This window comes from Arthrobacter sp. TWP1-1, from assembly GCF_049897845.1.
Classification (GTDB): domain Bacteria; phylum Actinomycetota; class Actinomycetes; order Actinomycetales; family Micrococcaceae; genus Specibacter.
The window spans coordinates 131,293-157,754 of sequence record NZ_JAFCXC010000004.1; the positions used below are offsets into that span (position 1 = coordinate 131,293).

At 62.5% G+C, this 26,462-nt stretch carries 22 protein-coding genes; 15 read left to right on the plus strand and 7 right to left on the minus strand.

The annotated features are described in order from the left end of the window. The first annotated feature begins 21 nt into the window (after positions 1–21). The 4 genes from ACP7B9_RS09360 (at position 22) to tgt (ending at position 3,516) form a co-directional block, all read left to right on the plus strand. Positions 22–600 carry a VOC family protein gene (locus ACP7B9_RS09360; protein WP_425862748.1) on the plus strand — a complete coding sequence of 193 codons (579 nt, stop codon included), beginning with the start codon at positions 22–24 and terminating at the stop codon, positions 598–600. A 121-nt stretch (positions 601–721) separates the two neighbouring features. Beyond that, positions 722–1,261, plus strand: coding sequence for an NUDIX hydrolase family protein (locus ACP7B9_RS09365; RefSeq protein WP_425862749.1), 540 nt, complete (start codon positions 722–724; stop codon positions 1,259–1,261). A 69-nt stretch (positions 1,262–1,330) separates the two neighbouring features. Next, on the plus strand, positions 1,331–2,047 hold the full coding sequence (locus ACP7B9_RS09370) for an SRPBCC family protein (RefSeq protein WP_425862751.1): 717 nt from the start codon (positions 1,331–1,333) through the stop codon (positions 2,045–2,047). Positions 2,048–2,166: 119 nt separating this feature from the next. Beyond that, positions 2,167–3,516, plus strand: coding sequence for a tRNA guanosine(34) transglycosylase Tgt (gene tgt / locus ACP7B9_RS09375; protein ID WP_425862753.1), 1,350 nt, complete (start codon positions 2,167–2,169; stop codon positions 3,514–3,516). A gap of 104 nt (positions 3,517–3,620) precedes the next feature. On the opposite strand, the gene ACP7B9_RS09380 is transcribed toward tgt, so the two are convergent. The 3 genes from ACP7B9_RS09380 to ACP7B9_RS09390 all read right to left on the minus strand — a co-directional run bounded on the left by ACP7B9_RS09380 (position 3,621) and on the right by ACP7B9_RS09390 (position 6,036). Continuing rightward, a complete protein-coding gene (locus ACP7B9_RS09380; protein WP_425862755.1) occupies positions 3,621–4,346 on the minus strand; it encodes a queuosine precursor transporter in 726 nt (241 codons plus the stop codon). Between the two features lie 215 nt (positions 4,347–4,561). Further along, complete coding sequence (locus tag ACP7B9_RS09385) at positions 4,562–5,383, minus strand: MerR family transcriptional regulator (protein WP_425862757.1); 822 nt, start codon at positions 5,381–5,383, stop codon at positions 4,562–4,564. A 44-nt stretch (positions 5,384–5,427) separates the two neighbouring features. Next, positions 5,428–6,036, minus strand: a complete 609-nt coding sequence (locus ACP7B9_RS09390) for a hypothetical protein (RefSeq protein ID WP_425862759.1) — start codon at positions 6,034–6,036, stop codon at positions 5,428–5,430. A gap of 250 nt (positions 6,037–6,286) precedes the next feature. Between ACP7B9_RS09390 and ACP7B9_RS09395 the strand changes: the two genes are divergently transcribed. The 10 genes from ACP7B9_RS09395 to ACP7B9_RS09440 all read left to right on the plus strand — a co-directional run bounded on the left by ACP7B9_RS09395 (position 6,287) and on the right by ACP7B9_RS09440 (position 19,541). Next, entirely contained in the window at positions 6,287–7,450 is a 1,164-nt protein-coding gene (locus ACP7B9_RS09395) for an alpha/beta hydrolase (RefSeq protein ID WP_425862760.1), read from the plus strand. A gap of 173 nt (positions 7,451–7,623) precedes the next feature. Continuing rightward, the gene (locus tag ACP7B9_RS09400) at positions 7,624–8,550 is read left to right on the plus strand and encodes an NADP-dependent oxidoreductase (protein WP_425863134.1); all 927 of its coding nucleotides are present in this window, start codon (positions 7,624–7,626) and stop codon (positions 8,548–8,550) included. 163 nt (positions 8,551–8,713) lie between these two features. Further along, on the plus strand, positions 8,714–9,895 hold the full coding sequence (locus ACP7B9_RS09405; RefSeq protein ID WP_425862762.1) for a hypothetical protein: 1,182 nt from the start codon (positions 8,714–8,716) through the stop codon (positions 9,893–9,895). Positions 9,896–10,035: 140 nt separating this feature from the next. Continuing rightward, positions 10,036–11,508, plus strand: coding sequence for a fumarylacetoacetate hydrolase family protein (locus ACP7B9_RS09410; protein WP_425862763.1), 1,473 nt, complete (start codon positions 10,036–10,038; stop codon positions 11,506–11,508). A gap of 17 nt (positions 11,509–11,525) precedes the next feature. Next, positions 11,526–12,191 carry a GntR family transcriptional regulator gene (locus tag ACP7B9_RS09415; RefSeq protein WP_425863135.1) on the plus strand — a complete coding sequence of 222 codons (666 nt, stop codon included), beginning with the start codon at positions 11,526–11,528 and terminating at the stop codon, positions 12,189–12,191. Further along, positions 12,188–13,702, plus strand: coding sequence for a 5-carboxymethyl-2-hydroxymuconate semialdehyde dehydrogenase (gene hpaE, locus ACP7B9_RS09420; protein WP_425862764.1), 1,515 nt, complete (start codon positions 12,188–12,190; stop codon positions 13,700–13,702). The genes ACP7B9_RS09415 and hpaE overlap by 4 nt, the downstream gene beginning before the upstream one ends. Continuing rightward, positions 13,699–14,772, plus strand: a complete 1,074-nt coding sequence (gene hpaD, locus ACP7B9_RS09425; RefSeq protein ID WP_425862766.1) for a 3,4-dihydroxyphenylacetate 2,3-dioxygenase — start codon at positions 13,699–13,701, stop codon at positions 14,770–14,772. Before hpaE ends, hpaD begins: the two co-directional genes overlap by 4 nt. A 162-nt stretch (positions 14,773–14,934) precedes the next feature. Next, on the plus strand, positions 14,935–15,720 hold the full coding sequence (gene hpaH / locus ACP7B9_RS09430) for a 2-oxo-hept-4-ene-1,7-dioate hydratase (protein ID WP_425862767.1): 786 nt from the start codon (positions 14,935–14,937) through the stop codon (positions 15,718–15,720). Then, positions 15,705–16,532, plus strand: coding sequence for an HpcH/HpaI aldolase family protein (locus ACP7B9_RS09435; RefSeq protein ID WP_425862768.1), 828 nt, complete (start codon positions 15,705–15,707; stop codon positions 16,530–16,532). Before hpaH ends, ACP7B9_RS09435 begins: the two co-directional genes overlap by 16 nt. A 234-nt stretch (positions 16,533–16,766) precedes the next feature. Further along, positions 16,767–19,541 carry an AAA domain-containing protein gene (locus tag ACP7B9_RS09440; protein ID WP_425862769.1) on the plus strand — a complete coding sequence of 925 codons (2,775 nt, stop codon included), beginning with the start codon at positions 16,767–16,769 and terminating at the stop codon, positions 19,539–19,541. A gap of 141 nt (positions 19,542–19,682) precedes the next feature. Here the strand turns inward: ACP7B9_RS09440 and ACP7B9_RS09445 are convergent, their stop codons facing one another. The 4 genes from ACP7B9_RS09445 to ACP7B9_RS09460 form a co-directional block, all read right to left on the minus strand. Then, on the minus strand, positions 19,683–21,575 hold the full coding sequence (locus tag ACP7B9_RS09445) for an FAD-binding monooxygenase (RefSeq protein ID WP_425862771.1): 1,893 nt from the start codon (positions 21,573–21,575) through the stop codon (positions 19,683–19,685). A 150-nt stretch (positions 21,576–21,725) separates the two neighbouring features. Then, positions 21,726–22,244: a GIY-YIG nuclease family protein gene (locus ACP7B9_RS09450; RefSeq protein ID WP_425862772.1), complete on the minus strand. Its 519-nt coding sequence runs from the start codon at positions 22,242–22,244 to the stop codon at positions 21,726–21,728. Between the two features lie 124 nt (positions 22,245–22,368). After that, entirely contained in the window at positions 22,369–23,208 is an 840-nt protein-coding gene (locus tag ACP7B9_RS09455) for a DMP19 family protein (RefSeq protein ID WP_425862773.1), read from the minus strand. A gap of 217 nt (positions 23,209–23,425) precedes the next feature. Beyond that, a complete protein-coding gene (locus ACP7B9_RS09460; RefSeq protein WP_425862775.1) occupies positions 23,426–24,922 on the minus strand; it encodes a helix-turn-helix domain-containing protein in 1,497 nt (498 codons plus the stop codon). A 121-nt stretch (positions 24,923–25,043) separates the two neighbouring features. Between ACP7B9_RS09460 and aceA the strand changes: the two genes are divergently transcribed. Next, complete coding sequence (gene aceA, locus ACP7B9_RS09465; protein ID WP_425862776.1) at positions 25,044–26,366, plus strand: isocitrate lyase; 1,323 nt, start codon at positions 25,044–25,046, stop codon at positions 26,364–26,366. Positions 26,367–26,462: the final 96 nt, after the last annotated feature.

The window sequence follows — 26,462 nt, forward strand, 5'->3', positions numbered from 1 at the left end:
CCGGAACCACCAGGAGAAACCATGCTGCGCGTCCGCCCCGTCCACTACACGTCAAGGATCGATGAATTCGCCGCGGAACTCGAGACTCAAGGGTTGCGCTGCGTGGAGAACCACGGCAGTTGGCGCGTCTATGACTCCGACAGCGGCAAGGTGGGCGTGCACACGGCGGAGGCAGGCAGCGCCGAGGATGGCACCACGGAGCTCGGCTTCGAGGTGCGCGACTGTGAGATTTTTGTCCGCCGCACCTTGGAGGACGGCACGCAGGCTGAGCTCGTGGAATCCAGCCTCATCAAATCCGCCCACGGAATCACCGCCCGCATCACGGCACCCGACGGTTTCACCTTTCTAGCCGATCCCTCCACCGATCTGCGTCTCCCCGGCGCCGACCCGCTGTTGGACCATCCACGGCTGGCCGTCACCGTCACGTGGCGTTCCCCGGACGTCGCTGCCGCCAACAAGGTTCTGACCGACATCGGCGCGCGTCTCGTCGCCGAGCGCCCGGGCGGCGGGGCCCTGTTCCGGGCCAAGAACGGCGGTTTCGTTGCCACGGCGGCCGGTGCGGCGTCCGGCGTCGAGCTTGAAATCACCACGGGCGACTAGGAAACGCCCGACGGCGGGAAACTCGCGGAGGCCTCCTCACGGTGGCGCCTTGGCGGGAATCCTGAGGGATTTTCCGGGCCGGGTGCGGCGCTGGGGGCGGGGATGAGGTAGAACTAAAGGCATGAGCGTACGCACACCTGATCCTTATCCCGGCTGGCTGTCCGCCGAGGACCTCTACGAAGCCCGAAACCGGCTCCCCATGGTCTACGTTGAAGCGGTGCCGGTGCGCCTTGATTCCCTCGGCTATGTCAACGAAGTGGGGCTGCTGCTGCAGGCCGACGACGAGGGCTCCATGGTGCGCACACTGGTCTCAGGACGCGTGCTGTACCGCGAGACCATCCGTGCCGCGCTGATCCGCCACATTGAAAAGGACCTTGGGCCGCTCGCGTTCCCGCAGCTTCCCGTGAGCCCTGTCCCGTTTACCGTGGCCGAATACCTGCCCTCGCCTTCCCAGACCGGTTTCACCGATGAGCGCCAGCACGCCGTCGCGATGGTTTATGTCATTCCGGTGACCGGTGAATGCGAGCCCCGCCAGGACGCCCTTGAACTGACCTGGATGACACCCGAGGAAGTTCTGAGCCCCGGTGTACAGGAAGAGTTCGTTGGCGGCCGCGGCGCATTGGTCCGCCAAGCGATTTCCTACGCGGGGTTGGGGCGCTAACCGCCTCGTTGCGTGCTTTTGGCGGCGTGGCTCTAGCCCGTTTGAACTATCCAGCGTAGATTACGTTCCATGGCGACCAACCAGCTCTCTGTCCTTGTCAACGCAGATGCCGAACAGTTGTGGCTCATGCTCCGTGAACCGGCCAAGCTGGCCCAATGGCATGGGTGGGAGATGGAGGGCCTGGACGATGAGATCGCCCAGATCTACTACTCCAACGTGACTGAAAGCCCGGATCACCTTCGCCTGGACCTGGAAATGGGAGACGTTTTTACGCTGGAACCACGCCCGGATGGCACCCTGCTGACCCTGACCCGCGGTGAGGCCACGGGCGAATGGGCCAAATACGATTCAGACATCACCGAGGGCTGGTCCATGTTCCTACAGCAGCTCAAGTTCGCCTTGGACCACCATCCAAGGACCGCGCGCCGCACCATCTATACCGACGGCACCAGCTCGGCCCACACCAACCTGTGGGATGCGCTGGGCATTGACACCGGCTGGCTTCCTGACCCAGGCGAGCCCTATGAACTCACGTTGAATACCGGTGCCACCCTCACGGGCAAGGTTTGGTACCGCAGTGACACACAGCTTGGCCTGACAGTGGCCGACTATGCCGAGCACGGCGACGGCCTCTTGGTTCTTGCCCGCCAAGCCCCGCTCGACGGAGTCCGTGAACACGCGGGCGCCCAGATCATCGTCAGCACTTATGGCCTGGGCTCGGCCGCTTTCGAGGCCATCGGCTCCCAATGGGATTCATTCATGGAGGTCCACTTCCCCGAAGGCTGAACCTGACGGGGCCGCAGCGGCGGCACCGGCGCCCGGCGCCTGGCAGCGTGAGGCAAGCAACGCCGTCGTTCTTCTCACACGGTGTCATGGCCGGACACAAAGACTGGCAAAATAGAATAATGCCCACCCCAGAAACCGTCACGGATCTCATCGCGCCAGCGCACACTACCGAGCCGCACACCGCCCCCGGTGCCCCGGCCTTACAAAGTGAATTCTCCTTTGAGGTGACCACGCGCCTGAATGACAGCTGCGCGCCGGACGATGCCGCTGTTGAACGCAACGGCGGGAAATTCCAGGGCCGCACCGGTGTCATTACCACCCCGCACGGCACCATCAAGACCCCGGCGTTCATCGCCGTGGGCACCAAAGCCACCGTGAAGTCCGTGCTGCCGGAATCCATGAAGGACCTGGGCGCTCAGGCGCTGCTCTCCAATGCTTACCACCTGTACCTGCAGCCGGGCGCCGACATCCTCGACACTGCCGGCGGGCTCGGCAAGTTCATGAACTGGCAGGGTCCCACGTTCACCGACAGCGGCGGATTCCAGGTCATGAGCCTTGGCTCGGGCTTCAAAAAGGTCATCAACATGGATGCCGCGGCCGCTTCCCCGCACGCCGGAGCCGACGATTCCGTAGCCGTGGGCAAGGAACGCCTGGCCCACATTGACGACGACGGTGTCTGGTTTAAATCCCACATCAACGGGGATATGCACCGCTTCAGCCCAGAAATCTCCATGCAGGTCCAGCACCAGATCGGGGCCGACATCATGTTCGCCTTCGACGAGCTGACCACGCTGCTGAACTCCCGCGGCTACCAGGAGATGTCACTCGAGCGCACCCGCCTGTGGGCGCTGCGTTGTATCGCGGAGCATTTCCAGCTCACCGAAGACCGCGTCGGCAAGCCCTACCAGGCACTGTTCGGCGTCATTCAGGGCGCCCAATACGAGGACCTGCGCCGCAAGGCCTCCCACGATCTCGGCGAGATGAACTTCGATGGCTACGGCATCGGTGGCGCCTTGGAGAAGGAAAACCTGGGCACCATCGTGCGCTGGTGCACCGAGGAATTGCCGGAGAACAAGCCCCGTCACCTGCTGGGCATCTCCGAACCCGATGACATTTTCACGGCCATCGAAAATGGGGCAGACACCTTTGACTGTGTCTCACCCACCCGCGTTGCACGCACCTCCGCGTTTTACACCCCGGACGGCCGATTCAACCTCTCCGGCGCCAAGTACAAGCGCGATTTCACACCACTATCCGATGAGTGTGATTGCTACACCTGCGAAAACTACACGCGCGCGTACATCCACCACCTGTTCAAGGCGAAGGAAATGGTCTCCTCCACCCTGGTCTCGATCCACAACGAGCGTTTTGTGGTCAAGATGGTCGACGACGCCCGGCTCGCCATCGAGGATGGCACGTTCTTCGAGTTCAAGGCCGAGACCCTGCGCCGGTACTACCCGAAGCGGTAGTGGCGGGCCGCCGGCGCCGAAATAGACCCAAAAAAGACGGACCCCTGTTGAGTTAGACGCTTTGCAGCGTCTAACTCAACAGGGGTCCGTTTGTCGCTCCGAAACTACAACGCTGCGGTAGCCGTATAAGAAGGTTCGTTGCGCTTGAACCACCGGATCACCACGGTGGTGACGGGGATAAACAAGAATTCCACGGCGGTCTTGTACACAAAGCCCACGACCACGTAGTTGATGAACATCCCGAAGCCAACAATCCCGATGACCGGGGCGGCGATGGAGCAGAAGATCAGGGTGTCAACGAACTCGCCAACTCCGCTGGAACCCATGAGTCGAGCCCACAGCTTCCGCTCGCCCTGGCGGGCCTTGAGCCGGACCATGATCCAGGAGTTAATGGTCTGCCCGGCGAGGAATCCGAGGAGGCTGGCCAGCACAATCTGCGGTACCGGGCCAAGCGCCAATTCCATGGCTCCTTGTTTTGCCATGCCGTAGTCATCGGTAAAACCGGGCAACACGATGATCACCCAGTAGCAAAGGGACGCGAAAACCGAAAGGACAAAGGTGGTCAAAATGGCTTTACGCGCCACCTTGAATCCGTAAATCTCGCTGATGACATCGCCCAGAATGTACGCGAACGGGAAGAGGAAGAACCCTCCATCGGTCACGATCGGGCCAAAGAGCACGCCCTTGGATGCGCCGATATTCGAGAGAATGACGATCACGGCCATGGCCGCCAGCAGGATCCCAAAGTAGGGGCTGCCAACAGCGGCAAACGTTGGAGCGACATTGTTTTTAAGTGGGGTTGCCGAAGCTTTGCTTTGCAGCGGGGACATGATGGGTCTCAAATTTCTCTAGCTGAGTGGTTCGCTCATACCGGAGCCCCTGGGAGGCTTGCTCGGTCGGCTGTATTATCACTGGGCCCGTCTGCACCCGGACCATCCCCCATTCTGCCATGGCCGCAGCCGGGACGCATCTTGTAAGTACCACAGCAAGGCTCGACGGCGGCACCCGGCCAGGTGCCGCCGTCGAACTCTGCGCGGTCAGGGCTTTACCGGTTGGAGGCCACAGGCTCCTGCAGTTCGGTGACCCACTGCTCCGGGTCCTCGCTCATGCCGTAGTCAAGGTACAGCTCGCGGTTCAGCCCCTGGGAGGTGAACGCGTTGGCGTCGATCCAGCGGGCCAGAGCCTGCACGGACGGCATGACATTGTCCATGGTCCCGCGGTGGATGAGTGTTGCAGCCTGCTTCACAGCAGGCAGCGTAACGACGTCGAACTCCCCGTCCCGAACGGAATCGGGGATGGGGCAGCCGGCGTGCACGCGGACGCGACCGCCGTCGAGCGCTTCGTAGTAGGCAACCCCGGGACCCACAGGTGAAATTCCGGCGGCCTCCAGCGCCGTGTACAACTGCTTGTACAGCGGCTGGATGACCGGACTGATGGACGCCGGTTCAAAGCTGTCTGCCTCGGCCGAGAGCTCCGCGAGCCGGACGGCAGGCAGGGACTTGATGGTGACTTCATATTCAGGCATGACGCCCTCACTTTCAATGACGCGGAGCCTCGCCTCTACCGATGCCAGCCTGGCGGTGTCAGCGGCAAGCTGATCCTCCAGCTCCTCGCGGCGCAACCGCAACATGCCGCGCAATTCCTCCGCGCTGAGGCTCTCATCCAGAATCCGGGACACCGCTTTCAGGGTGAACCCAAGGTTTTTCAGCGCCACGATGCGGTTGAGCCGCGCAAGCGCCGTGGCTTCGTAGAGCCTGTAGCCGGTGGAATCGACGTGGTCAGGGCACAGCAGCCCGATGGCGTCATAGTGATGCAACATGCGCACCGACACCCGTCCGACTCTGGCGAAATCTCCTATATAAAACATGACACCTTCAGGTTTACGGCCTCACACCGTGTCAGGGTCTAGCCCTACTTCTCGAATGTGAGGATTTCCGCCGCCCGGCTCCAGCCTTCGACGGCGTCAAAGCGTGCCGCCTGCTCCTCACTGGCGACCAAGAACAACGTGTCGCCACCGTGAGTAAAGGCTTCCTCGCCCAAGCCCGCCACCATGGCTTGTTCCAGCGTGTGGACCAATTCTTCGTGACCGTCGTCGACGCTCAGCTCAGCCAGCACGGCCAGCTCGTCGCCGAGGCTGAGGCGGCCGCGGGCCACCGGCCGGTCAAACAGGGCCACCTCGACGAGGTCGAAGTTCTCCAGCGGGGCCTCGGCTAGATTGGCGTCGGGTGGCAGATCGGGTACCAGGTCAAGCGTGTCCGTCTCGGCGTTCAGGAGCACTTGGTGCCTTGTTGCCCGTAGTCCCAGCGACTGGGCAAAGTGTGTGGCGCCATCAACGTCTTCGGTCACCAGGACCAGGCTGCCGGACGCCTCGGAAGCAGCGGAAGAATCAGCATCGCCTGGCCACATCATGACGCGCTGGGCGCCAATCGTGACAACGTTTCCGGCAACCTCCGATTCCTGGTCCTGCACGGCAGCCCACGCGGGTGCCCAGTCATAAAATGCATCCTGCCAAAAGGCCATGTCATCACCTATTTCTCTCAGCGTCACTGCAAATTCTGGCCACAGGCGGTCGGAAAATAAACCTCGCGCATGCACACTCCAAGCATAGGCACGGCCGTCTCAAGTTTTTGATATTTAAGATGCTTGCAATTTCGATTGCTTTTGAATCTTTCTGCAAGCACACGGCCCTGTTGATGCTCCTCGTCCATGCATTCCGTGGTCATTGCCGAATTCACACTCGGATACTGCTCGTAGCCGATAGCATCAAGCCATGACCTCTTGGCAGCCGGACGTCCTCGGCGCGGACTTTGAACAGCTCACCCTCGACCTTCCTGCCGGATCGCCGGCGACGCTTGTCCGCTACGTGGGCGCCGCGCAGCAATGGGCGCCGTCGTCCCTGAGCGGCGCCGACATCCTGTACGTCCACGGCTGGTCCGATTACTTCTTCCAGCACGAACTGGCTGAGTTTTGGCACCGCGCCGGCGCGAATTTCTACGCTCTGGATCTTCACAACCATGGTCGAAGCCTGCGCCCTGGCCAGATTCCGGGCCAGGTTTCCTCCCTCACGGAGTACGACGGCGACATCGCCGCAGCGCTTGACGCCATGGGCCGCAGCGGAGTCCCCGAAGAGGTCATGCCGCTTCCAACCACCGAGGAGGCCTCGGATCCATGGACCTTCGAAATCGCATTTTTGGAGGAAGCCCGGCACCGCCTCAGCGCCGCCTTTGATGCGCTGGCGGGCCGGGATCATCCGGAAGATCATCCGGAACCGCCGCGCGAACGGCCCCTGGTGCTGTTGGGCCATTCAACCGGCGGGCTCACCCTGAGCCTGTGGGCCGCGCGGCACCCGGGCGCGGCAGCCGCCGTCGTCCTTAACAGTCCGTGGCTGGAGTTTCAGGCCAGCGAGGTGGGCCGGGCCATGATGGCTCCGCTCATCCAGGCGCGAACCCGGTTCAAGCCGATGACGCCGCTGCCGGGCATTGATCCGGGCTTCTACACGCGGGCCGTGTCCAAGAAGTACGACGGCGAGTGGGATTACGAATCGCTGTGGCGCCCGGACCGCGGCTTCCCGGTGACGCCGTCGTTCTTGAATGCGGTGTTCCAGGGTCAGGCGCAGCTCGCCCGCGGATTGGGACTGCAGGCTCCGGCGCTTGTCATGCTTTCGGACAAGAGCTACCTGCAGCCCAAATGGTCCTCCACTGCGCTGGCCGCCGATGTTGTCCTGAACGTGGATGCCGTGGCCAAGCGTGCCCTTGATTTGGGCAATCGAGTGACTCTGCATAGGATTCCCGGCGCTTTCCACGACGTGTTCTTGTCGCCTATCCAGACCCGAGTGGAGGCCTACGCCGGGATGGGCCGCTGGGTCGAAGCCGTCCTGGATACGGCAGCCCAACACCGGTGGGAGGACCGGGCGTTGCGAGCTGGGCAGGCCTGACCGACTGATGTGCCTGCGCGTGGTTAAGAACGAATGGCGCGCAGCTCCAGAAGTGGCGCACCATTCGCTAATAACGGTACGCAGACGTGTAGGAATCATCGGCACGCCCGCGTCGTTGAACAACTTGGAAGCCCATACAGGCAAGGAAAGGAACCAGCACCATGAGTTCAACTATGAAGGCCATGACGTACGCACAATACGGCGGCACCGAGGTCTTGGAACTAACACAACGGCCGACACCCAAGGTTGCCCCCGGAGCTGTGCTGATTCGGGTCAAGGCTGCTGGCGTCAACCCCGTGGACTGGAAGATCATGTCCGGCGCGCTGGACGGGCTCATGGACGTGAACTTCCCCGTCACCCCGGGCTGGGACGTGGCGGGAGTGGTGGAGGCCGTGGGCTTTGATACCCCGGATTTCAAGGTCGGTGACGAGGTTTACTCCTACGGCCGCCGCGACACTATCCAGGGTGGAACCTTTGCCGAACTCGTGGCTCTTCCGGCCGCCATCGTGGCTCATAAGCCTGCAACGTTGAGCTGGGAGCAGGCGGCCGCACTCCCTCTGACGGGTTTGACAGCCCAGCGAACTCTCGATGCCCTGGCAGTCACCGCCGGCCAGACGCTATTGATCCACAACGGTTCCGGCAGCGTGGGCCGCACAGGCATCCAGCTCGCCGTCCACGCTGGCGTACGCGTCATCGCCACAGGATCTGTCCGAAATCATGAGCGCCTGCGCGAGCTTGGTGCCGAACCCGTGGAATACGGCCCCGGTCTGGTTGAACGCGTCCGCGCCTTGGCTCCCGATGGCGTCGATGCCGTTGCCGATTTCATCGGCGATGTTGTTGACGACACCCTCGCGTTGCTCAAGGCCGACGGTCGCCACGCTTCCATCGCCGATTGGACCGTTTTGTCCCACGGCGGGCAATACATCTGGGTCCGTCCCAGTGCCGAGGAATTGGAACGTCTGAGCCTCCTAGTTGAGGACGGCACTCTCAGCGTTGACGTGGCTCAAACGTTCCCGCTGCAGGAGGCCGCCAAAGCATTCGAGGCAAGCATGTCCGGACACGGCGCGGGCAAGATCGTCCTGACAGAATTCACCGCTTAATCCAAACCCTCCTTCACTAAATGGGCTGTTTCCCCCAACCCTCCATCACCTATGGCGCTTATTGTCCCAACGCTCGCTCTCTTCCGGGGCACTTTTCGCGAACGCTCGCTCGCCTGAGGCGCTAACGTTGTGGGGAACAGTACCGCCGACCGCAAGGAACCCTGTGGCCCAGAAGAACAAGAAGTCCCGCTTCGGTAATCCGGCGAAAGCAGCAGCCGATGCAGCCGCCCGCGGAAAAGCAACGGCGTCTTCTGCCGATGTGCGGCTGGAACGGGCCATGGAATCGTTGTCGCCGGGTTTTGTGGCGTGGTTGGAATCGCAGAGCAGGCCCGACAAATCCATCGATACCAGCCTGCTGATACTTGACGATTTCTTTGACATGTACCGCATGCTTGAGCCGCAGACCGATCCCACGGCACTGGTTCCCGCAGCAGTACAAGAGGTCATGGAGGTCACGGCCCACGCCAATCCACTGGGCGTACTGACTCTGCGCGCCGGCGTCCGGGATTATGTGGACTACCTGGCTCATGCAAAGCTCTGGACAGGTTCCGCTGAGGACCTCGATGCGGTCACGGCTGAGCTCAAGCGGACGGGCACAATGGCTGGCCGGGCGGACGTAGAAGAGGACTTCCTAGCCCTGGAGGATTACGATTTCGCCGACGTCTACATCCCGGAACTGACACAGAAGGAAATCCTGGCAACGGTCCTAGACACCCCGTTGTGGAAAAACACGATGGCTCTGCTGGACTGGATTGGGGACGGCAAGGAACTCACCGAGCACCGCACGCTTCGAGACTTTGATGAAGGCGCGGCAACACTGACCCATAGCGGTTTAGGGACGCTGGGCAATGCCGCTGATTTCACCACTCCTGAGGATCACGACGCGGCGCGGCTTTCCCTGTACTGGGAAATGTTGGATGTGGCTGGCCTGATCACCATCAACGAGTCACACGTCTACGTCACGAAGCCGGTGGTTGATTCCTCGGCCGATGAGGACGACATCATCGAGACCATGCGAGAGCTGATCGGCCTCTTCATTTTCACGGTCACCTTGGCAGGCTCTGGAGAAGGCGACTACGAGTACTGGCAATTGGAAATGTCGGATTGGTTGACCCAGTGCTCTTCCGTTGCCCCGCCCGAATCCGCGACGATGATCCAGGCCCTGGCTGACCCCGAATCTGTGCACCCAGATCTTCTGGCGATCGCGCAGAACATTGCCCATTGGGCCGACGAAGGGCTCGTCACGGTCGGCGAATTCATAGAGGTCCCGCCGGCCTTCCGCGCAGACGTCTTCGACATGCTCAGCGATGACCTACCGATCAATGCAGCGGGCCCGGGCGCGTAGATACTGCTCTGACAGGCCACCTCCCACGATGAATGCTTGACGTGGCTCCCAATACGACGGAAGCTTGATCGTATACGATCTCGCCGGTGCAGAGTGGTCCGGCGGAAACGTCCAGGCAACCTTCAACGGCGAGGTGTTTCATGGAACAGGTCTCTGCAGGCACGCTCAAACGAGCCGGCAAGGTCATCGCCGTGCACGTGGCGTACCGGTCGCGGGCTGAGCAGCGCGGAAACGTCCCCGCTTTGCCGTCCTACTTCCTGAAGGCTTCGTCATCGCTTAGTCTGAGCGGTTCGGACGTTGAACGCCCAGACGGATGTGAGCTGCTCGCCTACGAAGGTGAGATTGCCCTGATCATCGGAACCGCGGCCCACCGCGTTGCACCCGCCAATGCGTGGGCGCACGTTGAACATGTCACGGCGAGCAACGATCTTGGCGTTTACGATCTCAAGTACGCGGACAAGGGCTCCAATGTCCGGTCCAAGTCAGGCGACGGATTCACCCCGATCGGCCCGGGACTCATCCCCGCGCGCACCGTCGATCCGAGCCGGCTGCGCCTTCGAACATGGGTCAACGGGAGGCTCGTACAGTCGGACAATAGTGCCGGCTTGATCTTCCCTTTCAGCCAGATCGTCGCTGATCTATCCCAGCTCATGACGCTGCACCCCGGTGACATCATCCTCACCGGCACCCCGGCAGGGTCCTCGGTTGCCGGCCCCGGCGACGTGCTGGAAATTGAGGTCGACTGCGTCTCGGCAAGAATGAGCAGCGGCCGGTTGCGCACCACCGTGACGCAGGGCAAGGTCCCCTTCGCCAGCTACGGCAACGCACCCCGAACCACCGACGCCGACCGCGAGGCAGCGTGGGGCTCCGTCGAGGCCGCCGGCCTGGCACCGAAGGGCCTCAATACGGAGCTCAGGCGCAAGCTGACAAGCGTCGGCACGGCCACCTTGAGCGCCCAACTGCGCCAACGCGGCCTGAACAACGTCAGCATTGACGGGTTGCAGTCCACCCGGCCGGAGATCCGCATCGCCGGGATTGCCCGCACCTTGCGCTTCGTCCCCAACCGCGAAGACCTGTTCATATCCCATGGCGGCGGATACAACGCCCAGAAACGCATCATCAACACACTGAACGACGGCGACGTCCTAGTCATGGAGGCCCGGGGCGATCCGGGGGCGGGGACCATCGGCGATGTCCTGGCCCTGCGCGCCCAGGTCAACGGCGCGGCTGCCATCGTGACCGACGGCGGCGTCCGCGACATTGCCGCCGTCGCAGCATTGGAAATGCCCACCTTCTACACCGGCGCCCACCCCGCCGTCCTTGGCCGCCGGCACATTCCATGGGACACGGACATCACCATTTCCTGCGGCGGGGCCACCGTCCAGCCCGGTGACATCATTGTCGGTGACGCCGACGGACTGGTGGTGATCCCGCCGTCGTTCGCGGAAGATGTGGCAGACGCGGCCATCGCCCAGGAACACGAGGAAGTGTTCATCGCGGAAATGGTCACCCAAGGTCACAGCGTGGAAGGCCTGTTCCCCTTGGATGCGCACTGGCGGGCGCGGTTCAGCGAGTGGGCCAAGAGCCACCCAAACCCGGCGGCACTGCCGTGACCACCCGCGAAGCTGACATGGCCACGACCAGCAAGTCGGAGCAGGCCTACTCCGCCGTCAAGGAGAAGATCCTGGACGGCCGGTTCACTCCCGGGCACCGGCTGGTGTTGGCCTCGCTGGCCGTGGATCTGCGCTGCAGCGTAGTTCCGGTGCGCGAGGCTATTCGCCGCTTGGAAGCAGAAGGGCTGGTGACGTTCGAGCGAAATGTTGGCGCAACCGTGGCCGGGATAGACCCGGTCGAGTACCTGTACACCATGCAGACCTTGAGCATTGTTGAGGGTGTCGCCACCGCGCTGGCCGCACCCCTGCTCACACCAGCGGACATTGCCCGGGCGCAGGAGGTCAACGCCGCCATGCGCGAAGGGTTGACGCATTTTGACCCCCTCCGAGTCACAGCCCTGAACCGGGAATTTCACGGCATCCTGTTTGAAAAATGTCCCAATCCCCACATCCTCGATCTGGTCCACCGCGGGTGGAACCGGCTCCAGGCGCTGCGCAGTTCCACCTTCAGCCATATCCCCGACCGGGCCAGCGAATCCGTGGCAGAACATGAGGCGCTGCTGGCGCTGATTGAGCGCGGTGCCTCGGCCGAGACCATAGAACGCGCAGCCCGGACGCACCGCACCGCCACGCTGGACGCCTATCTACTGGACGCCAATCTGAGGAAAGGGACCACGCCATGACCGGCCATTTCATCCCGAAGGATCTGCCCACCCACATTCAGCACTACATCGACGGCGCCTTCACGGACTCGGTAGGCGGGGAAACCTTCAGCGTGCTGGACCCGGTGTCGAACACCGACTACGCCACGGCCGCCGCCGGGCAACAGGCCGATATTGACCTGGCCGTCGCCGCAGCAACCAGAGCCTTCACCGAGGGTCCGTGGCCGCAGCTGAAATCCCGCGAGCGGGCCCGGATCCTGAACCAGATCGCCGATTCCATCGAGACTCAGGAGACCCGGCTGGCCGAACTGGAAACGTTCGACACGGGCCTGCCCATCACCCAAGCCCATGGCCAAGCGCAGCGGGCCGCGGAGAACTTCCGCTTCTTCGCGGACCTGATCGTCGCACAGTTCGATGACGCCATGAAGGTCCCCGGCGCCCAGATCAATTACGTCAACCGAAAGCCGATCGGCGTCGCCGGCCTCATCACGCCGTGGAACACACCGTTCATGTTGGAGTCCTGGAAGTTGGCCCCCGCACTGGCCTCCGGTTGCACCGTGGTCCTGAAACCGGCCGAATTTACCCCGCTCTCCGCCTCGTTGTGGGCAGGAATCTTTGCCGAGGCAGGCCTCCCGCAAGGCGTGTTTAACCTGGTCAACGGCTTGGGCGAGGAGGCCGGCGACGCCCTAGTCAAACACCCGGGCGTCCCCTTGATCTCCTTCACCGGCGAGACCACCACGGGCCAGACCATCTTCCGCAACGCGGCCACCGGCCTCAAGGGCCTGTCCATGGAACTAGGTGGCAAGAGCCCGTGCGTGGTCTTCGCCGACGCCGATCTGGACGCCGCGATTGACTCAGCCCTGTTCGGGGTTTTCTCCCTTAACGGCGAGCGCTGTACGGCTGGTTCCCGCATTCTGGTGGAACGGTCCATTTACGTTGACTTCTGTGAAAAATTCGCCGCCCGGGCCAAGAACATCGTGGTGGGCGACCCCCATGACCCCGCAACCGAGGTGGGGGCGCTGGTGCACCCGGAGCACTATGCCAAGGTCATGTCCTACGTTGAGCTCGGCAAGTCCGAGGGCCGTCTACTCGCCGGCGGCGGCCGTCCACCGGGCATGGAGAACGGAAACTATGTTGCCCCCACCGTCTTTGCGGACGTTGCCCCGGAGGCGCGGATCTTCCAGGAGGAAATCTTCGGCCCGGTTGTGGCCATCACGCCCTTTGAGAACGACGCCGGGGCGCTGGCTTTGGCGAATGGCGTCAAGTACGGTCTGGCCGCCTATGTGTGGACGCAAAACCTGACCCGCGCCCACACCTTCGCCCAGAATCTTGACGTTGGCATGGTCTGGCTTAACAGCCATAACGTCCGGGACCTGCGCACTCCGTTCGGCGGAGTCAAGGCCTCCGGACTGGGCCACGAGGGCGGCTTCCGCTCAATCGACTTTTACACGGAACAGCAGGCTGTCCACATCACGCTAGGAACCGTCCACACGCCAAGGTTCGGAGCAACCCAGTTTGGAGCAACCCCATGAGCGGTCCCATCGCCACCCCGCACGTCCCGCCGCCCGATATTGTGCGCTGCGCCTATATGGAACTGGTGGTCACGGACCTGGCCGCCTCCCGCGCGTTTTATGTGGACGTTCTGGGCCTGCACGTGACCTTCGAGGACGCCGACACCATCTACCTGCGCACCCTTGAGGAGTTCATCCACCACAATTTGGTGCTGCGCAAGGGGCCTGTGGCCGCCGCTGCCGTTGCTGCGTTCCGGGTCAGGACTCCGGCGGATGTGGATGCGGCCGAAAGTTACTACAGGGAGTTGGGCTGCCGCACCGAGCGCCGAAAGGAGGGCTTCGTTAAGGGAATTGGCGACGCCGTTCGGGTGGAGGACCCGCTGGGCTTTCCCTACGAGTTCTTTTTCGAGAGCACCCACGTGGAACGGCTGACCCAGCGGTACGACCTTTACACAGCAGGTGAGTTGGTCCGCCTTGACCACTTTAACCAGGTCACCCCGGACGTCCCGCGAGGACAAAAATATCTGGAGGACTTGGGCTTCCGCGTCTCCGAAGACATCAGGGACGCGGCCGGAACCACGTACGCGGTCTGGATGCATCGCAAACAGACAGTTCACGACACAGCTCTAACCGGTGGCGACGGCCCCCGCATGCACCACATGGCATTTGCCACCCACGAGAAACACAACATCATCGCCATCTGCGACAAAATGGGCGCCCTGCGCATCTCGGACCGGATCGAACGCGGCCCAGGACGCCACGGCGTCTCCAACGCTTTCTACTTGTACATCCTCGACCCGGATGGACACCGCGTGGAGATCTATACCCAGGACTACTACACCGGCGACCCCGACAACCCTGTCATCAGCTGGGACGTGCACGACAACCAACGCCGCGACTGGTGGGGCAACCCCGTTGTCCCCTCCTGGTACACCGAGGCCTCCCTTGTCCTCGATCTGGACGGCAACCCCCAGCCCGTCATCCCGCGCACCCAGTCCTCGGAGATGGCAGTCACCGTGGGCGCTGACGGCTTCTCATACACCCGCGGCGATCCCGAGGCACACGGCTTCAAATTAGGCGGACAGCTATGAATCGTTTGACGCCGCCGACGGGCTGACCGCCTTCGCCGGTGGGGCATTTACCCGCCGCCCGCTTCGCGGGTGCCCGATGCCACTCCCGCGGGCCAAATGCCCCACCCGGCTCCCGGCGGTCGGCGCGCCGGCTCTCAGCAACCGAACCAGAGGAGACAGACCATGCTTGACGACGAAACCATCGCCCGCATTGCCGACGAGCTGGTGGCGGCCGCCCGCATAAGAGTCCCTGTCCCGCTGCTGACCAAGCGGTATCCGGAAATGACGGTGGAGGACTCCTACAAGGTGCAAAAGCTGTGGCGTGAACGGGGCGAGGCTGCCGGACGGGTGCTCGGCGGGCACAAGATCGGGCTGACTTCCAAGGCCATGCAGCAGGCCACCGGCATCACGGAACCTGACTACGGCATCATCTTCAAGGACGTGATCCTAGAAAATGGCGCCACGGTGGAGTGCAAGCAGTACTCGCACCCTCGCGTCGAGGTGGAGCTGGCGTTCCTCCTTAAAGAGGACGTCAGCGGCCCGGACGCCACACTCATCGACGTCCTACGCGCCACCGAATACGTCACCCCGGCCCTTGAAATCCTCGATTCCCGGATCGAGATGGAAGGCCGCACCATCGTGGACACCATCAGCGACAACGCTGCGTTGGGCGCCATGGTGGTGGGCGGCACCCCGGTGAAGCCGGACGCCGTCGACCTTCGCTGGGTCGCCGCCATCCTCTACCGGAACCAAACCGTTGAGGAGACAGGGGTGGCCGCGGGCGTGCTGAACCATCCGGCGTCGGGCGTGGCCTGGCTTGCGAACAAGATTGCAGCGCACGGGGACGTCCTCAAGGCAGGGGAACTCATCCTGGCGGGCTCCTTCACCCGGCCGCTCTGGGTCAGCGCCGGCGACACCATTTTTGCCGACTATGGAAAGTTGGGGACCATCACATGCCAGTTCAAGTAACTCCGGACCCCTCGCTGAAGGACGCGCTCGCCGCCGCCACCCGCCCGCTGGCTGGAATGTGGGTGTGTTCGGGCAGCCCGCTCGTGGCCGAGATCTGCGCCGGGGCCGGCTTGGACGTGCTGCTGATCGATGCTGAGCACAGCCCCAACGGGCTCGAGGGGATCCTGTCCCAGCTGCAGGCTGTGCGCGGCTACCCCGTCACGCCCATGGTCCGTCCGCCGATCAACGATCCAGTCATCATCAAGCAATATCTGGATGTGGGCGTGCAGTCGCTGCTGATCCCCATGGTCCACACCATTGCCGACGCCGAGGCTGCGGTGGCCGCCGCCCACTATCCACCCCGGGGCATGCGCGGTGTTGGCTCGTCCTTGGCCCGATCCTCGCGCTGGAACAGGATTCCGGATTATCTGGCCCGGGCCGCGGACACCATCACGGTCATGGTGCAGATCGAATCGGCCCAGGCCGTGGACAACGTCGAAGGCATCCTCGCGGTGGACGGGATCGACGGCATCTTCCTTGGCCCGGCGGACCTAGCCGCGTCCCTTGGCCTCCTGGGACAGCAGGAACATCCGGAGGTGCTGGCCGCCGTCGAGCATTGCATCAAGGCGGCAAAAGCGGCGGGCAAGCCCGTGGGCGTCAACGCCTTTGGTGCGGCCACGGCCCGGCACTACCTCGACGCCGGCGCGGACCTGATCTTGGTTGGTGCCGACGTCACGCTGCTGGCCCGGGGCAGCGAGGGCTTGGCCGCCGCGTTCATCCCCGCTTTGCCTGACGCGGACGCGGACGACGGCGGCACACCGGCCGGGCGCTGACGTCCGCCGTCGATTGTGGCTGGCGACGCGGGACGCCAGTTGACCAGTCGCTGGCCGTGCGCACCGCGCGCTCCTCGGCCGCAGGGAAAGCCCGTCAGCGTTCCGGTCTATGAATCAGACGGGACAACGCCCGTGGACGAATTCATCATCGCTGGCCCGTAGCCTGAGGTGCGTTGCTGGCCGGTATGCGTAGACTTCAAGCCAGGTGCAGCATCTGACCCCCAAGGAGCCGCCGTGATCGACCCTCGCCACGAGGCGGTGTTTGTCCGCCCCAGTGACGGCGGCGCCTTCGCCGACAAGTCCGCTGACGTGCTCCACGTCCGCGCAGACCGGGGCTATACGTACCTGACATTTGGATCCGCCAATGGGGGCAAGGAATACAGGTATCGTTCCGAAAACGTGGCAGTGGTGGGCAACCCGGCAGGCGGCCCCCTCCACAACGGCATGCGCCTGGCCGTCCGCGGAGCCCTGTGGAGCAATGCCACCGAGGCCTGGCGATTCGACGGGCCCGACGCCTCTTGGTGGCACATCGTCTACTCCAGCCCTGGCGGAGAAGGCTATGCGAGCCATACCGACAAAGACGTTGAATTCCATCAGGACGCAGCCGCCGCACCACGCGCAGCGGACATACTCAACCACTGGCACAGGATTGTTTCCGGCCTGGATCCGAAAGACCCGCTCCGATTTTCCTATGAACGTTTGGGCTTTGTCGATACTAAGAGCGCACTGGGTCGATACCTCAATGGGACCCCTGTGGAGCGAGAAGAGGGCACTGGAACGCTCCTGTTCCCGTTCTCCGCAAACCTGAGCCAACGAGAGGCGGTCGGCACATGCCTCAGCCACCCTGTGTCGGTCATCGACGGCCCGCCAGGCACCGGCAAAACCCAAACAATCTTAAACCTGGTGGCGAACATCATTGCCACGCCGGGGGCAACCGTCGGCATCGTTTCGTTCAACAACTCGGCCGTGGACAATGTCAGGGAAAAGCTCGACAAGGAAGGATTTGGCCACGTCGTTGCCGGCCTGGGCCGCACAGAGAAAAGGGCCGAATTCTTTGCCAGCCAAGCGGAGAGAAATGCCGCCGTCGACCGCCTGGCCGGAGCCAGTGCTGAACCCTTGCCGCCGGCGGAACAAATCGCCGACGTCGACAGACGCCTGCAGGCATTACATGAAACTGAGCTGCAGCTGGCGCAACTGCGGCAGCAGCGTGATGCGTACATCCTTGAATTCCGCCACTTCAGCGAGCACTTCGAGCGCCACAGCCCAGCCCATCTCGAGGGGCATCCGCTCCTGAAACAAACATCCGGGCGCATCTTAGACTTCCTTGCGGAGACGGCCCTCGCCAAGGCCGAAAGGAATCCGGTCCGCCGCCTTCTGCAAAGCATCCGTAGATACTTCCAGTTCGGCTCCACGAAGCGCATCGACCCGGCAAGTACAGACACCGTCCTGCAGCTGCAGCGTGCGTATTACCAGAACAAGATCTCTGAACTGCAGCACGACATCGAGGCGGCGGAGCATTCGCTGAAAGCAGCCGACATGAAGGCTCTGGCAATGGAACAGCAGCAGCTTTCTGCCCAGGCTCTCCGGGGTCTGCTTCACCGGCGGTACGCCCAAATTCCCCGGACAAACTTCAGCCCGACGACGTACAAGAAACAGTTCGGGCAGTTTGTCCGGGACTACCCGGTCATTCTCAGCACCTGCCACTCGCTGGGCAACAGCCTGCCAGAGGGATACCTGTTGGACTACCTCATCATCGACGAGGCGTCCCAGGTCGACCTGCTTGCGGCGGGGCTGGCATTGAAAAAAGCCCGAAACGTGATTGTTGTCGGCGATCTCCAGCAGCTCCAGCACATCCCAAACACTCCAGCCGGTGCCGCCGCCGGCCCTGCCCCCGCGCCGCCCTACGACTACCTGCGCCACAACATCCTGTCGTCTCTGATCGCATTGCATGGCGACAGCCTCCCCCGGACAATGCTCAGAGAGCACTACAGGTGCGATCCGGCCATCATTGGCTTTTGCAACAAGAAGTTCTATAACGGACAGCTTGTCGCCTACAAGCCCGGTAATCCCGGGGTGCAAGCCTTGAGAATAGTCCGGACAACGGCAGGCAACCATATGCGGCGGCATCTGGAAGGCGGACGGAGCAACCAGAGGGAGATCGATGTGGTGACCCAGGAGGTCATCAGTCAGTTCTTTGCAGATACCGACCCCGACAAGATTGGCATCGCCACTCCATACCGGCTCCAGGCAGACAAGTTTGCCGCACAACTGGCAGGAGTCCAGGCAAGCACGGTCCACAAATTCCAGGGCCGTGAAAAGGAAATCGTCATCATGAGCACCGTCCTGGATGGGTGGGTTTCGGATCGAAATACCCTAGCCTTCGTGGACGACCCCCACTTGGTCAACGTTGCCGTGTCCCGGGCCGAGAAGCAGTTTGTGCTCGTCACGAACCATGACATGCTGCCGCAGAGCCGCAACCTGCGGGACTTGGTCCACTACATTCAATACAACAATCCCGGCCAGGAGGTGTTCGACAGCAATATAATTTCTGTCTTTGACCTGTTGTACAGGGACTACTCCCCCAGACTGAAACCGCTGGCAGCCAGGCTGCAGCACAGGTCCGAGTATGCCTCTGAGAACATCATATGGACTGTGCTCCACGACATTTTGGCCGAGGATCAGTACGCCGATTTCACCGTCACGGACCAAGTCGTGCTGCGCGACCTGCTCCCTGACCTGGCCCGACTCACGGAAGAACAGGCCGACTACGTTAGACACCGCGCCACGACGCTGGACGTCGTCGTATACAACCGCATCACGAACCGGCTGGCTTTCGCCATTGAGATCGACGGGTTCGCATTTCACGAAAACAATCCCGCTCAGCTGCGGCGGGACGTCCAAAAGGACGCCATCTGCGAGGTCCACCAGATCCCATTATTGCGCCTGCGCACCACGGGCAGTGGCGAGGAAGCACTTCTGCGCCAGTGGTTCGACCGCAGCATGGCATAAGCCGGCCTTCCGGTGGAGAACCTCTGCGGACCGCGGCCACGTCGGGCTGTTTGGTGTCGATCCAGCACGGCACCCCACCTCAGATCACGGGTACCCGGGGGACGTCCGCAAAGGACCAACACAACCCCTAAGCAACGTCGGCTACGACTTCGCTTGCATGATCGGCGCGAAGAACTCCGCTAGCTCCGTGGGCGCTTGAAGCGGCAGCACATTCGCCACGTACTGGTCCGGGCGGACCACCACCACGGCGCCGTCGCGGCTGATTCCCCGGGCTTCAAAAATGTCATTCGCCGGATCGGTGGCATAGACCAGTTCGTAGTCAATGAGCCCAAACGGGCCTGTGCGCGGCATGAACGTTGCCGGCACGCGACGCAGATCAACGCCCTCAAAGTCCTGCTGCGTAATGAGCTTCACGTCAAAAACGCTGTCGATGTCTGCGCCATCCGGGGTGTACTTCACGAGGGGCGAGTCGGGCGAGGTGGAGAGCCACTGTGCCCAGTCGGTCAGCAAGGACGCCTCCCCCACCGCATGTGAATCCGCAAAGGCGTAGAGGCGCCAGCGCCCGTCAGCCCGGTGATGATGGCCCAGTTGCACCGGGTTGGCATCCGCCACGCGCACCACCGGCGCAGATTTAAAACGCTTGCCGATCGGGAATCCCGTGGCCAGTTCCTGGTTCGCGGGCTCGGCGGTCAGCATCGACGACTGGTATTGCGTCATGAAGCCGGCGGGAAATTCAAAGGTTCGCACGTAGAAGTCTTCAAGTTCGGTGGGGTTTTCAAATTCCTCCGGCCGCATGGCCATCAGCCTTGACCATTCAAGGTCGAAGTCAATGAGGTTCTTGGCAATCACTTTTCGCTCGGCCGAATAGGTGGCGAGCAGGCTGGCAGGACTCCGCCCCACCAAGACGTGGGCGATCTTCCAGGCCAGGTTGAAGCCGTCCTGCATGGAGACGTTCATGCCCTGCCCGGCCTTGGCGCTGTGAGTGTGGCAGGCGTCGCCGGTGATGAAAACACGGGGCAGCCGGGTGCCGAGCTCCTCCAACGGGACGTCGTCAAAGCGGTCAGTGAGCCGGTGTCCCACCTCGTAGACGCTGCTCCACGCAACGCTCTTCACATCCAGCGTGTAGGGGTGAAGGATCCTGTTGGCCTTGGCGATGACCTGCTCAACCGTGGTGTTGCGGACCGCGTGCGCGCCATCTTCAATGACCTCGCCGAGGTCCACATACATACGGAACAAGGAGCCTCCCTCACGCGGTATCAGGAGGATGTTGCCGCCGTCGCCGGACTGGATGGCGCACTTGGCACGGATGTCAGGAAAATCGGTGACGGCCAGGACATCCATGACGCCCCACGCGTGGTTGGCGTGGGTGCTGCTGTGTTTGGCGCCGATCGATTCGCGGACAGGACTGTGTGCCCCGTCCGCCCCCACAACGTATTTGGCGTGAACAACCCGCTCCTCACCGGCATGCTCTCCCACGGTACGGACGAGCGTCACGGCCACCGGATACTCACTGGATTCGTCGATGGACAGGCCTTGAAATTCCCAGCCGTAATCTGGTTTCATGCGAGAAGGCGAATACGCCATGACCTCTGCAAAGTAATCCAGCACACGGGCTTGGTTCACGATCAGGTGCGGGAATTCGCTGATGCCCGTTGTGTCATCAGGAGCCCTGGCGGCCCGGACAATGTTGGTACGGTCGGCGGGATCCGGTTTCCAAAACACGGTTGCCGTGATCCGGTAGGCCTCCGCAATGATCCGCTCGGCAAAGCCAAAGGCTTGAAACGTCTCCACGCTGCGGGCCTGGATGCCGTCGGCCTGGCCAATCTCCAAGCGCCCGCCGCGGCGTTCCACAATGCGGGTGTTGATGTCGGGGAACGCGGCCAGCTGGGCAGCCGTGATCATGCCGGCCGGCCCGGTGCCAACGATCAATACATCCATCTCCGCTGGCAGCTCGCTAGGGCGGTCAAGCCCGATCCCCGCCGCCGGCCTGATGCGCGGATCCCCCGAAACATACCCGTGTTGATGGAACTGCACCCGCGGTCCTCCCCGTTGCACAACCGATCCGTATTTGATCATCATGTGTCACTTCGACACCCCAATCAAGAGGTGCACCAACGCGCCAAAGGCAAGGCCCCGGCGTCGCACATTAACAATGCACGACGCCGGGGCCACCTGTTCGGCTGCTTAGCCCTTGTCGCGGAGGGCGTTGCGTTGGGCGGCCGCGGTAACTGCCGAGACGTGCAGCTGTTCCGGCGTGCGGCCATCGCGGTTCAGGGGCGGGCAGAGTTCCTCGCGCATGGCGTCTTCGAGACCGGAGACGGGCTCAAGCTCGGGCACCACGGCAAACGACATGCCAAGGTTGGCCACCATCCACGCGCTAAGGACCTCTTCATCCACGTCAGTCAACCGCGGATGCGCTGATTTGCCGTGCCACTGCGCCTGCAGCCCCAACATGGCTGCCAGGGAACGGCGCAAAGTGGACTTGGATGTTTGTACCGCGTGGTGCTTTGCACGGCTGCGGAGGTTCGTCGCCTTGCCAACGTACAGCAGGTCACCGCGCTTCAGCGGCGTCAATTCTGCGGGCCAGTTCGCATCCTTGGGCAGGGCGCCCGTCAAGAATATTTTGTACATGCCGGGGGCGAAAGGCATCGCCTGCCACGATTTTTTGGCAGGGGCCGTGCCTGTCCATTTGAGATCTTCCATGGAGTTGACCCTACGGCACGGCCGCGCCAATCCGTTCTTTTTACTATGGCGCCAGAAAGGCCGGAACACCACATAGGGTGCCCCGGCCTTGGGAGCTCAGGGAGCTCAGAGCGCGAAGCTTGGGCTATGCGTCCGCGAGCTCGTCGTCCAGCTCGAACTCAACTGTGGCGATGATCTCCTTCGTCTTGGGCTCGATCATGACGGCTTCGATATCGTCGTCGATCATGATGTATTCGCCCTTGTCGGTCGTGAAGTGCCAGGCCAGGACCTTTTCGCCGTTGTGCTCGTAGTTGGGATCGCCCAAGGTGATCTTTTCGAGCTCGTGGCCAGCAACTGAACAAAGCTCACGGATGACCTGCTCAAATTCGGGAGCGTCCTCCAGCTCGGCTTCGGCCCTGCGCGCCTCAAGATCGGTGACCGTTGCGACGCGGGTGGCGATGTGTGCGGCCAGCTCCTCGGCATCCAAGATGAGCAACCCTTCCTGTCCGCGCAGCCACTGGGCGTTCAGGCCGGTGACGTCCTCGGACTCAAACAGTTCCTCAAATTCGTTGTCCAGCTCCTCCATGGCAATGACGCCCTCTGAACGCTCGGACTCTGAATCTGATTCGTCCTCGAGGTAAGCCTCCGTGTCCTGCTCAGACAGGAGGTCGTAGAGCGCGGCGGTACGGTTGAAAAGCTCCAGATGCGCCTTGGCGCCCATCGCTTCGAAGCCTTCGCGGATGTACGCGTCCAGCTCTTCGCGGTCGGGCGTCATGAAGACATACTGGGCGAATCCGCCGTCGAGCGCCTGAGCGAGGTAAAAGTCAACGAAGTAGCTGCGCAACGCGTTGGGCGCGATCTCGTTTGCATTCAGTAGGGCCAGGTACATCTCATTCACGACGGAAACATTGCCTCCAACAACATCTTCGTTATCGGAAGCAGCATCCTCGGTGGTCAAAACGACTGGGAATTGGTTCGTGGTCATGAAAGTTCCTCACTCTTGGGAGCCTTGGTGCTCCTGACAACTTCACGCTATGTTGCCCCGCCGGACCGCAGGCCAATGGTGAGATGAACGTCGGACGAAGATCGGGAAAACGTTGCCCAAGCTAGATCGCCTGTTGAGCCGTCACATAATGCCGTTCTGAACGTTCATAGCGGCATTATGTGACGGCTCGACGGCGCGCTCTGGCGGGCTGCCCGGCCTAGCGCCCCTCGTGGGCCGCCAGGAAGCGATAAACCTCGGTCTCGTCAACGCCGGGGAACGCGCCCTGCGGCATCGCGGCCAACAAATGCGAGTTGGCACGGGTTGACGGCCAGGCATTGCCAGACCATTCTGCGGACAGCTCGGCCGGCGGGCGGCGGCAGCAGCCCGGATCTGGGCACTTGGACTGCGAGCGCTCCGTGGTTTCGCGTCCCCTGAACCACTTCACATGGGCGTAGGGCACTCCGATGCTCAGCGAGTACTCGCCCGAGGAATGACGTTCCGTCCGCGCCGTGCACCAATAGGTGCCGACGCCGGTGTCCGTGTACTGGTTGAACGCCCTGAACTTGTCCGGCACATCAAACACCGCCCGTGAGGTCCAGAACCGGCATACAGCTTGCCCCTCGATGGCGCCCGTGTGATCGGCAGGGAAGTTCACGCCGTCGTTCTCGTAGGCCTTGTGAATAATGCCAGATTCATGCACCTTCTGAAAGTGCGTCGTAATCCCCAAATGCTCGGTGGCCAGGTTGGTAAACCTGTGCGCGGCCGTTTCATAGGACACTGAAAACGCATCACGAATGTCCTCAATGGCCAGCTCCTTGGCAGCCTTGGCGTCCTTGAGAAAGTCCACGGTGGCCCGTTCCGGCATCAGCAGCGACGCGGCAAAGTAGTTCGTGTACACGCGCTGGCGCAAAAAGTCTGCGTAGTTCAGCGGCGTCTTATGGCCCAAGACGTAGTGTCCAAGCGCCTGCAACAGCACCGAACGGGGGTCGTGATCCGAGCGTTGGCCCTGCGTGAGATAAATTCGGCGATTCTTCAAATCCGTCACCGAACGGGTTGAATGCGGCAAATCACCCACATAGTGAAGGGCAAATCCGAGGTGCTCGGCGACGTCGGCCGCCACGTGGTGGGAGAGCGGCCCGCGGTCATGTCCCACCTTGGCCAGCAGCTCCTGGGCCTGGCGTTCAATCTCCGGGTAATAGTTGTTGCGCTCACGCATTTCCATGCGCAGCTCGGTGTTGGCCCGGCGCGCCTCCTCAGGCGTTGCAGACTGCTCATCCAACCGCCGCTCCAGCTCGTGCTGCAGACCCACCAGCGACTCGAGCACTTCTGTGGAAAGCCGCGAGCTGACGCGGACGGTGGGCAATCCGAGCGACTGGTACAGCGGCCCGCGCTGCGCCCGCTCCAGTTCGATTTCCAGCGCCGCCCGACGGCTGGGCGGCTCGGCTCCCAGGAGCTGTTCAAGTCCGACGCCGAGTGCCCCGGCCAGCTGCTGCAGCAGCGTCAGCTTTGGCTCCCTTTTGCCGTTCTCAATCAAGGAAAGTTGCGACGGCGCCGCGCCCACCAAAGCGCCAAGATCGTCCAGGGTCATGCCAAGGTTCTTGCGCAGGTGCCGCACCCTCCTGCCCAGGGAAATAATGTCCAGTTCCGCGTTTGCGCTGGATCCCTTGCCGTTGGGCGTCCGCGCGGCGCCTGTGTTCCAGCCCACATTAGTCATTTCTTGAGAATACGCGAAGAACTGCCATTCTTTCCACCATTTACCCCTAGTAACCCCTTGAAAAGCGCTGAATAGTAGAAATCACGAAGAAGAACACGGAATCGCACAAGGAGCAAGCATCATGACTGCAGCATTTGAACCCGCAATGACGCCGGAGCAGAGCAACGCACAGGCAGCCGCAGCCCTCGAACTCGAGTGGGCAGCCAACCCCCGCTGGAACGGGATCGAACGCACCTACTCAGCATCCGACGTCGTCAAGCTCCGTGGCCGCGTCACCGAGGAACAAACGCTGGCCCGCCGCGGCGCCGAAAAGCTGTGGGACCAGCTCCGCAACGCCGGCCAGGAAGACTACACAAACGCGCTGGGCGCGCTGACCGGAAACCAGGCAGTGCAGCAGGTCAAGGCCGGCCTGAAGGCCATCTATCTTTCCGGCTGGCAGGTTGCCGCCGATGCCAACACCTCGGGCAATACCTACCCCGACCAGTCGCTCTACCCCGTCAACTCGGTCCCGACAGTTGTTCGGCGCATCAACAACGCCCTGCTCCGTGCGGACCAGATCGAGTTCTCCGAGGGCAAGCAGAGCGTTGAGGACTGGATGGTGCCGATCGTGGCCGACGCCGAGGCCGGCTTCGGTGGGCCACTGAACGCCTACGAGCTCATGAAGTCCATGATTGCCGCCGGCGCGGCCGGTGTGCACTGGGAAGACCAGCTCGCCAGCGAGAAGAAGTGCGGCCACCTGGGCGGCAAGGTCTTGATCCCTACGGCCCAGCACGTGCGCACACTCAACGCAGCACGCCTCGCGGCGGACGTCTCCGGTGTCCCTTCGGTCATCATTGCCCGCACGGACGCCGAGGCAGCCACCCTGATCACCTCCGACGTCGACGATCGCGACAAGCCGTTTATCACCGGCGAACGCACTCCCGAAGGCTTCTACAACGTGCGCAACGGGATCGAGCCCTGCATTGCTCGCGGCCTCGCCTACGCACCTCACGCCGATCTCATCTGGATGGAAACTGGCACCCCGGATCTGGAACACGCAAAGAAGTTTGCCGACGCCATCCACGCCGAATTCCCGGACCAGATGCTGGCCTACAACTGTTCACCGTCGTTCAACTGGAAAAAGCATTTGGACGACGCCACGATCGCCAAGTTCCAACGTGAACTTGGCGCTATGGGCTTCAAATTCCAGTTCATCACCCTGGCTGGTTTCCACGCCCTGAACTACTCGATGTTTGACCTCGCCCACGGTTACGCCCGGGACGGGATGAGCGCCTACGTCGAACTGCAGGAGCGCGAATTTGCCTCCGAAGAACGCGGCTACACCGCAACCAAGCACCAGCGCGAAGTGGGCACAGGCTACTTCGATCTGGTCGCGAGCGCGCTGAACCCAAACAGCGGCACCCTCGCACTGGCCGGCTCCACCGAAGCCCAGCAGTTCCACTAAAGCCCTTCCCGGTGGTGGGGGGGGGGGGGGGGGGGGGGGGGGCGGCCGGCGCCCGACGCCCCGCCCCCACCCCCCCCCCCCCCCAACGGCGAGAGC

Coding starts and splice junctions, on each gene's coding strand:
- ACP7B9_RS09380 (WP_425862755.1), bottom strand. CDS start 4,346: ATGTCCCCGCTGCAAAGCAAAGCTTCGGCAACCCCACTTAAAAACAAT.
- hpaE (WP_425862764.1), top strand. CDS start 12,188: ATGACCGGCCATTTCATCCCGAAGGATCTGCCCACCCACATTCAGCAC.
- ACP7B9_RS09370 (WP_425862751.1), top strand. CDS start 1,331: ATGGCGACCAACCAGCTCTCTGTCCTTGTCAACGCAGATGCCGAACAG.
- aceA (WP_425862776.1), top strand. CDS start 25,044: ATGACTGCAGCATTTGAACCCGCAATGACGCCGGAGCAGAGCAACGCA.
- ACP7B9_RS09460 (WP_425862775.1), bottom strand. CDS start 24,922: ATGACTAATGTGGGCTGGAACACAGGCGCCGCGCGGACGCCCAACGGC.
- hpaD (WP_425862766.1), top strand. CDS start 13,699: ATGAGCGGTCCCATCGCCACCCCGCACGTCCCGCCGCCCGATATTGTG.
- ACP7B9_RS09450 (WP_425862772.1), bottom strand. CDS start 22,244: ATGGAAGATCTCAAATGGACAGGCACGGCCCCTGCCAAAAAATCGTGG.
- ACP7B9_RS09385 (WP_425862757.1), bottom strand. CDS start 5,383: ATGTTTTATATAGGAGATTTCGCCAGAGTCGGACGGGTGTCGGTGCGC.
- ACP7B9_RS09395 (WP_425862760.1), top strand. CDS start 6,287: ATGACCTCTTGGCAGCCGGACGTCCTCGGCGCGGACTTTGAACAGCTC.
- ACP7B9_RS09410 (WP_425862763.1), top strand. CDS start 10,036: ATGGAACAGGTCTCTGCAGGCACGCTCAAACGAGCCGGCAAGGTCATC.
- tgt (WP_425862753.1), top strand. CDS start 2,167: ATGCCCACCCCAGAAACCGTCACGGATCTCATCGCGCCAGCGCACACT.
- ACP7B9_RS09415 (WP_425863135.1), top strand. CDS start 11,526: ATGGCCACGACCAGCAAGTCGGAGCAGGCCTACTCCGCCGTCAAGGAG.
- ACP7B9_RS09400 (WP_425863134.1), top strand. CDS start 7,624: ATGAAGGCCATGACGTACGCACAATACGGCGGCACCGAGGTCTTGGAA.
- ACP7B9_RS09435 (WP_425862768.1), top strand. CDS start 15,705: ATGCCAGTTCAAGTAACTCCGGACCCCTCGCTGAAGGACGCGCTCGCC.
- ACP7B9_RS09390 (WP_425862759.1), bottom strand. CDS start 6,036: ATGGCCTTTTGGCAGGATGCATTTTATGACTGGGCACCCGCGTGGGCT.
- ACP7B9_RS09365 (WP_425862749.1), top strand. CDS start 722: ATGAGCGTACGCACACCTGATCCTTATCCCGGCTGGCTGTCCGCCGAG.
- hpaH (WP_425862767.1), top strand. CDS start 14,935: ATGCTTGACGACGAAACCATCGCCCGCATTGCCGACGAGCTGGTGGCG.
- ACP7B9_RS09360 (WP_425862748.1), top strand. CDS start 22: ATGCTGCGCGTCCGCCCCGTCCACTACACGTCAAGGATCGATGAATTC.
- ACP7B9_RS09455 (WP_425862773.1), bottom strand. CDS start 23,208: ATGACCACGAACCAATTCCCAGTCGTTTTGACCACCGAGGATGCTGCT.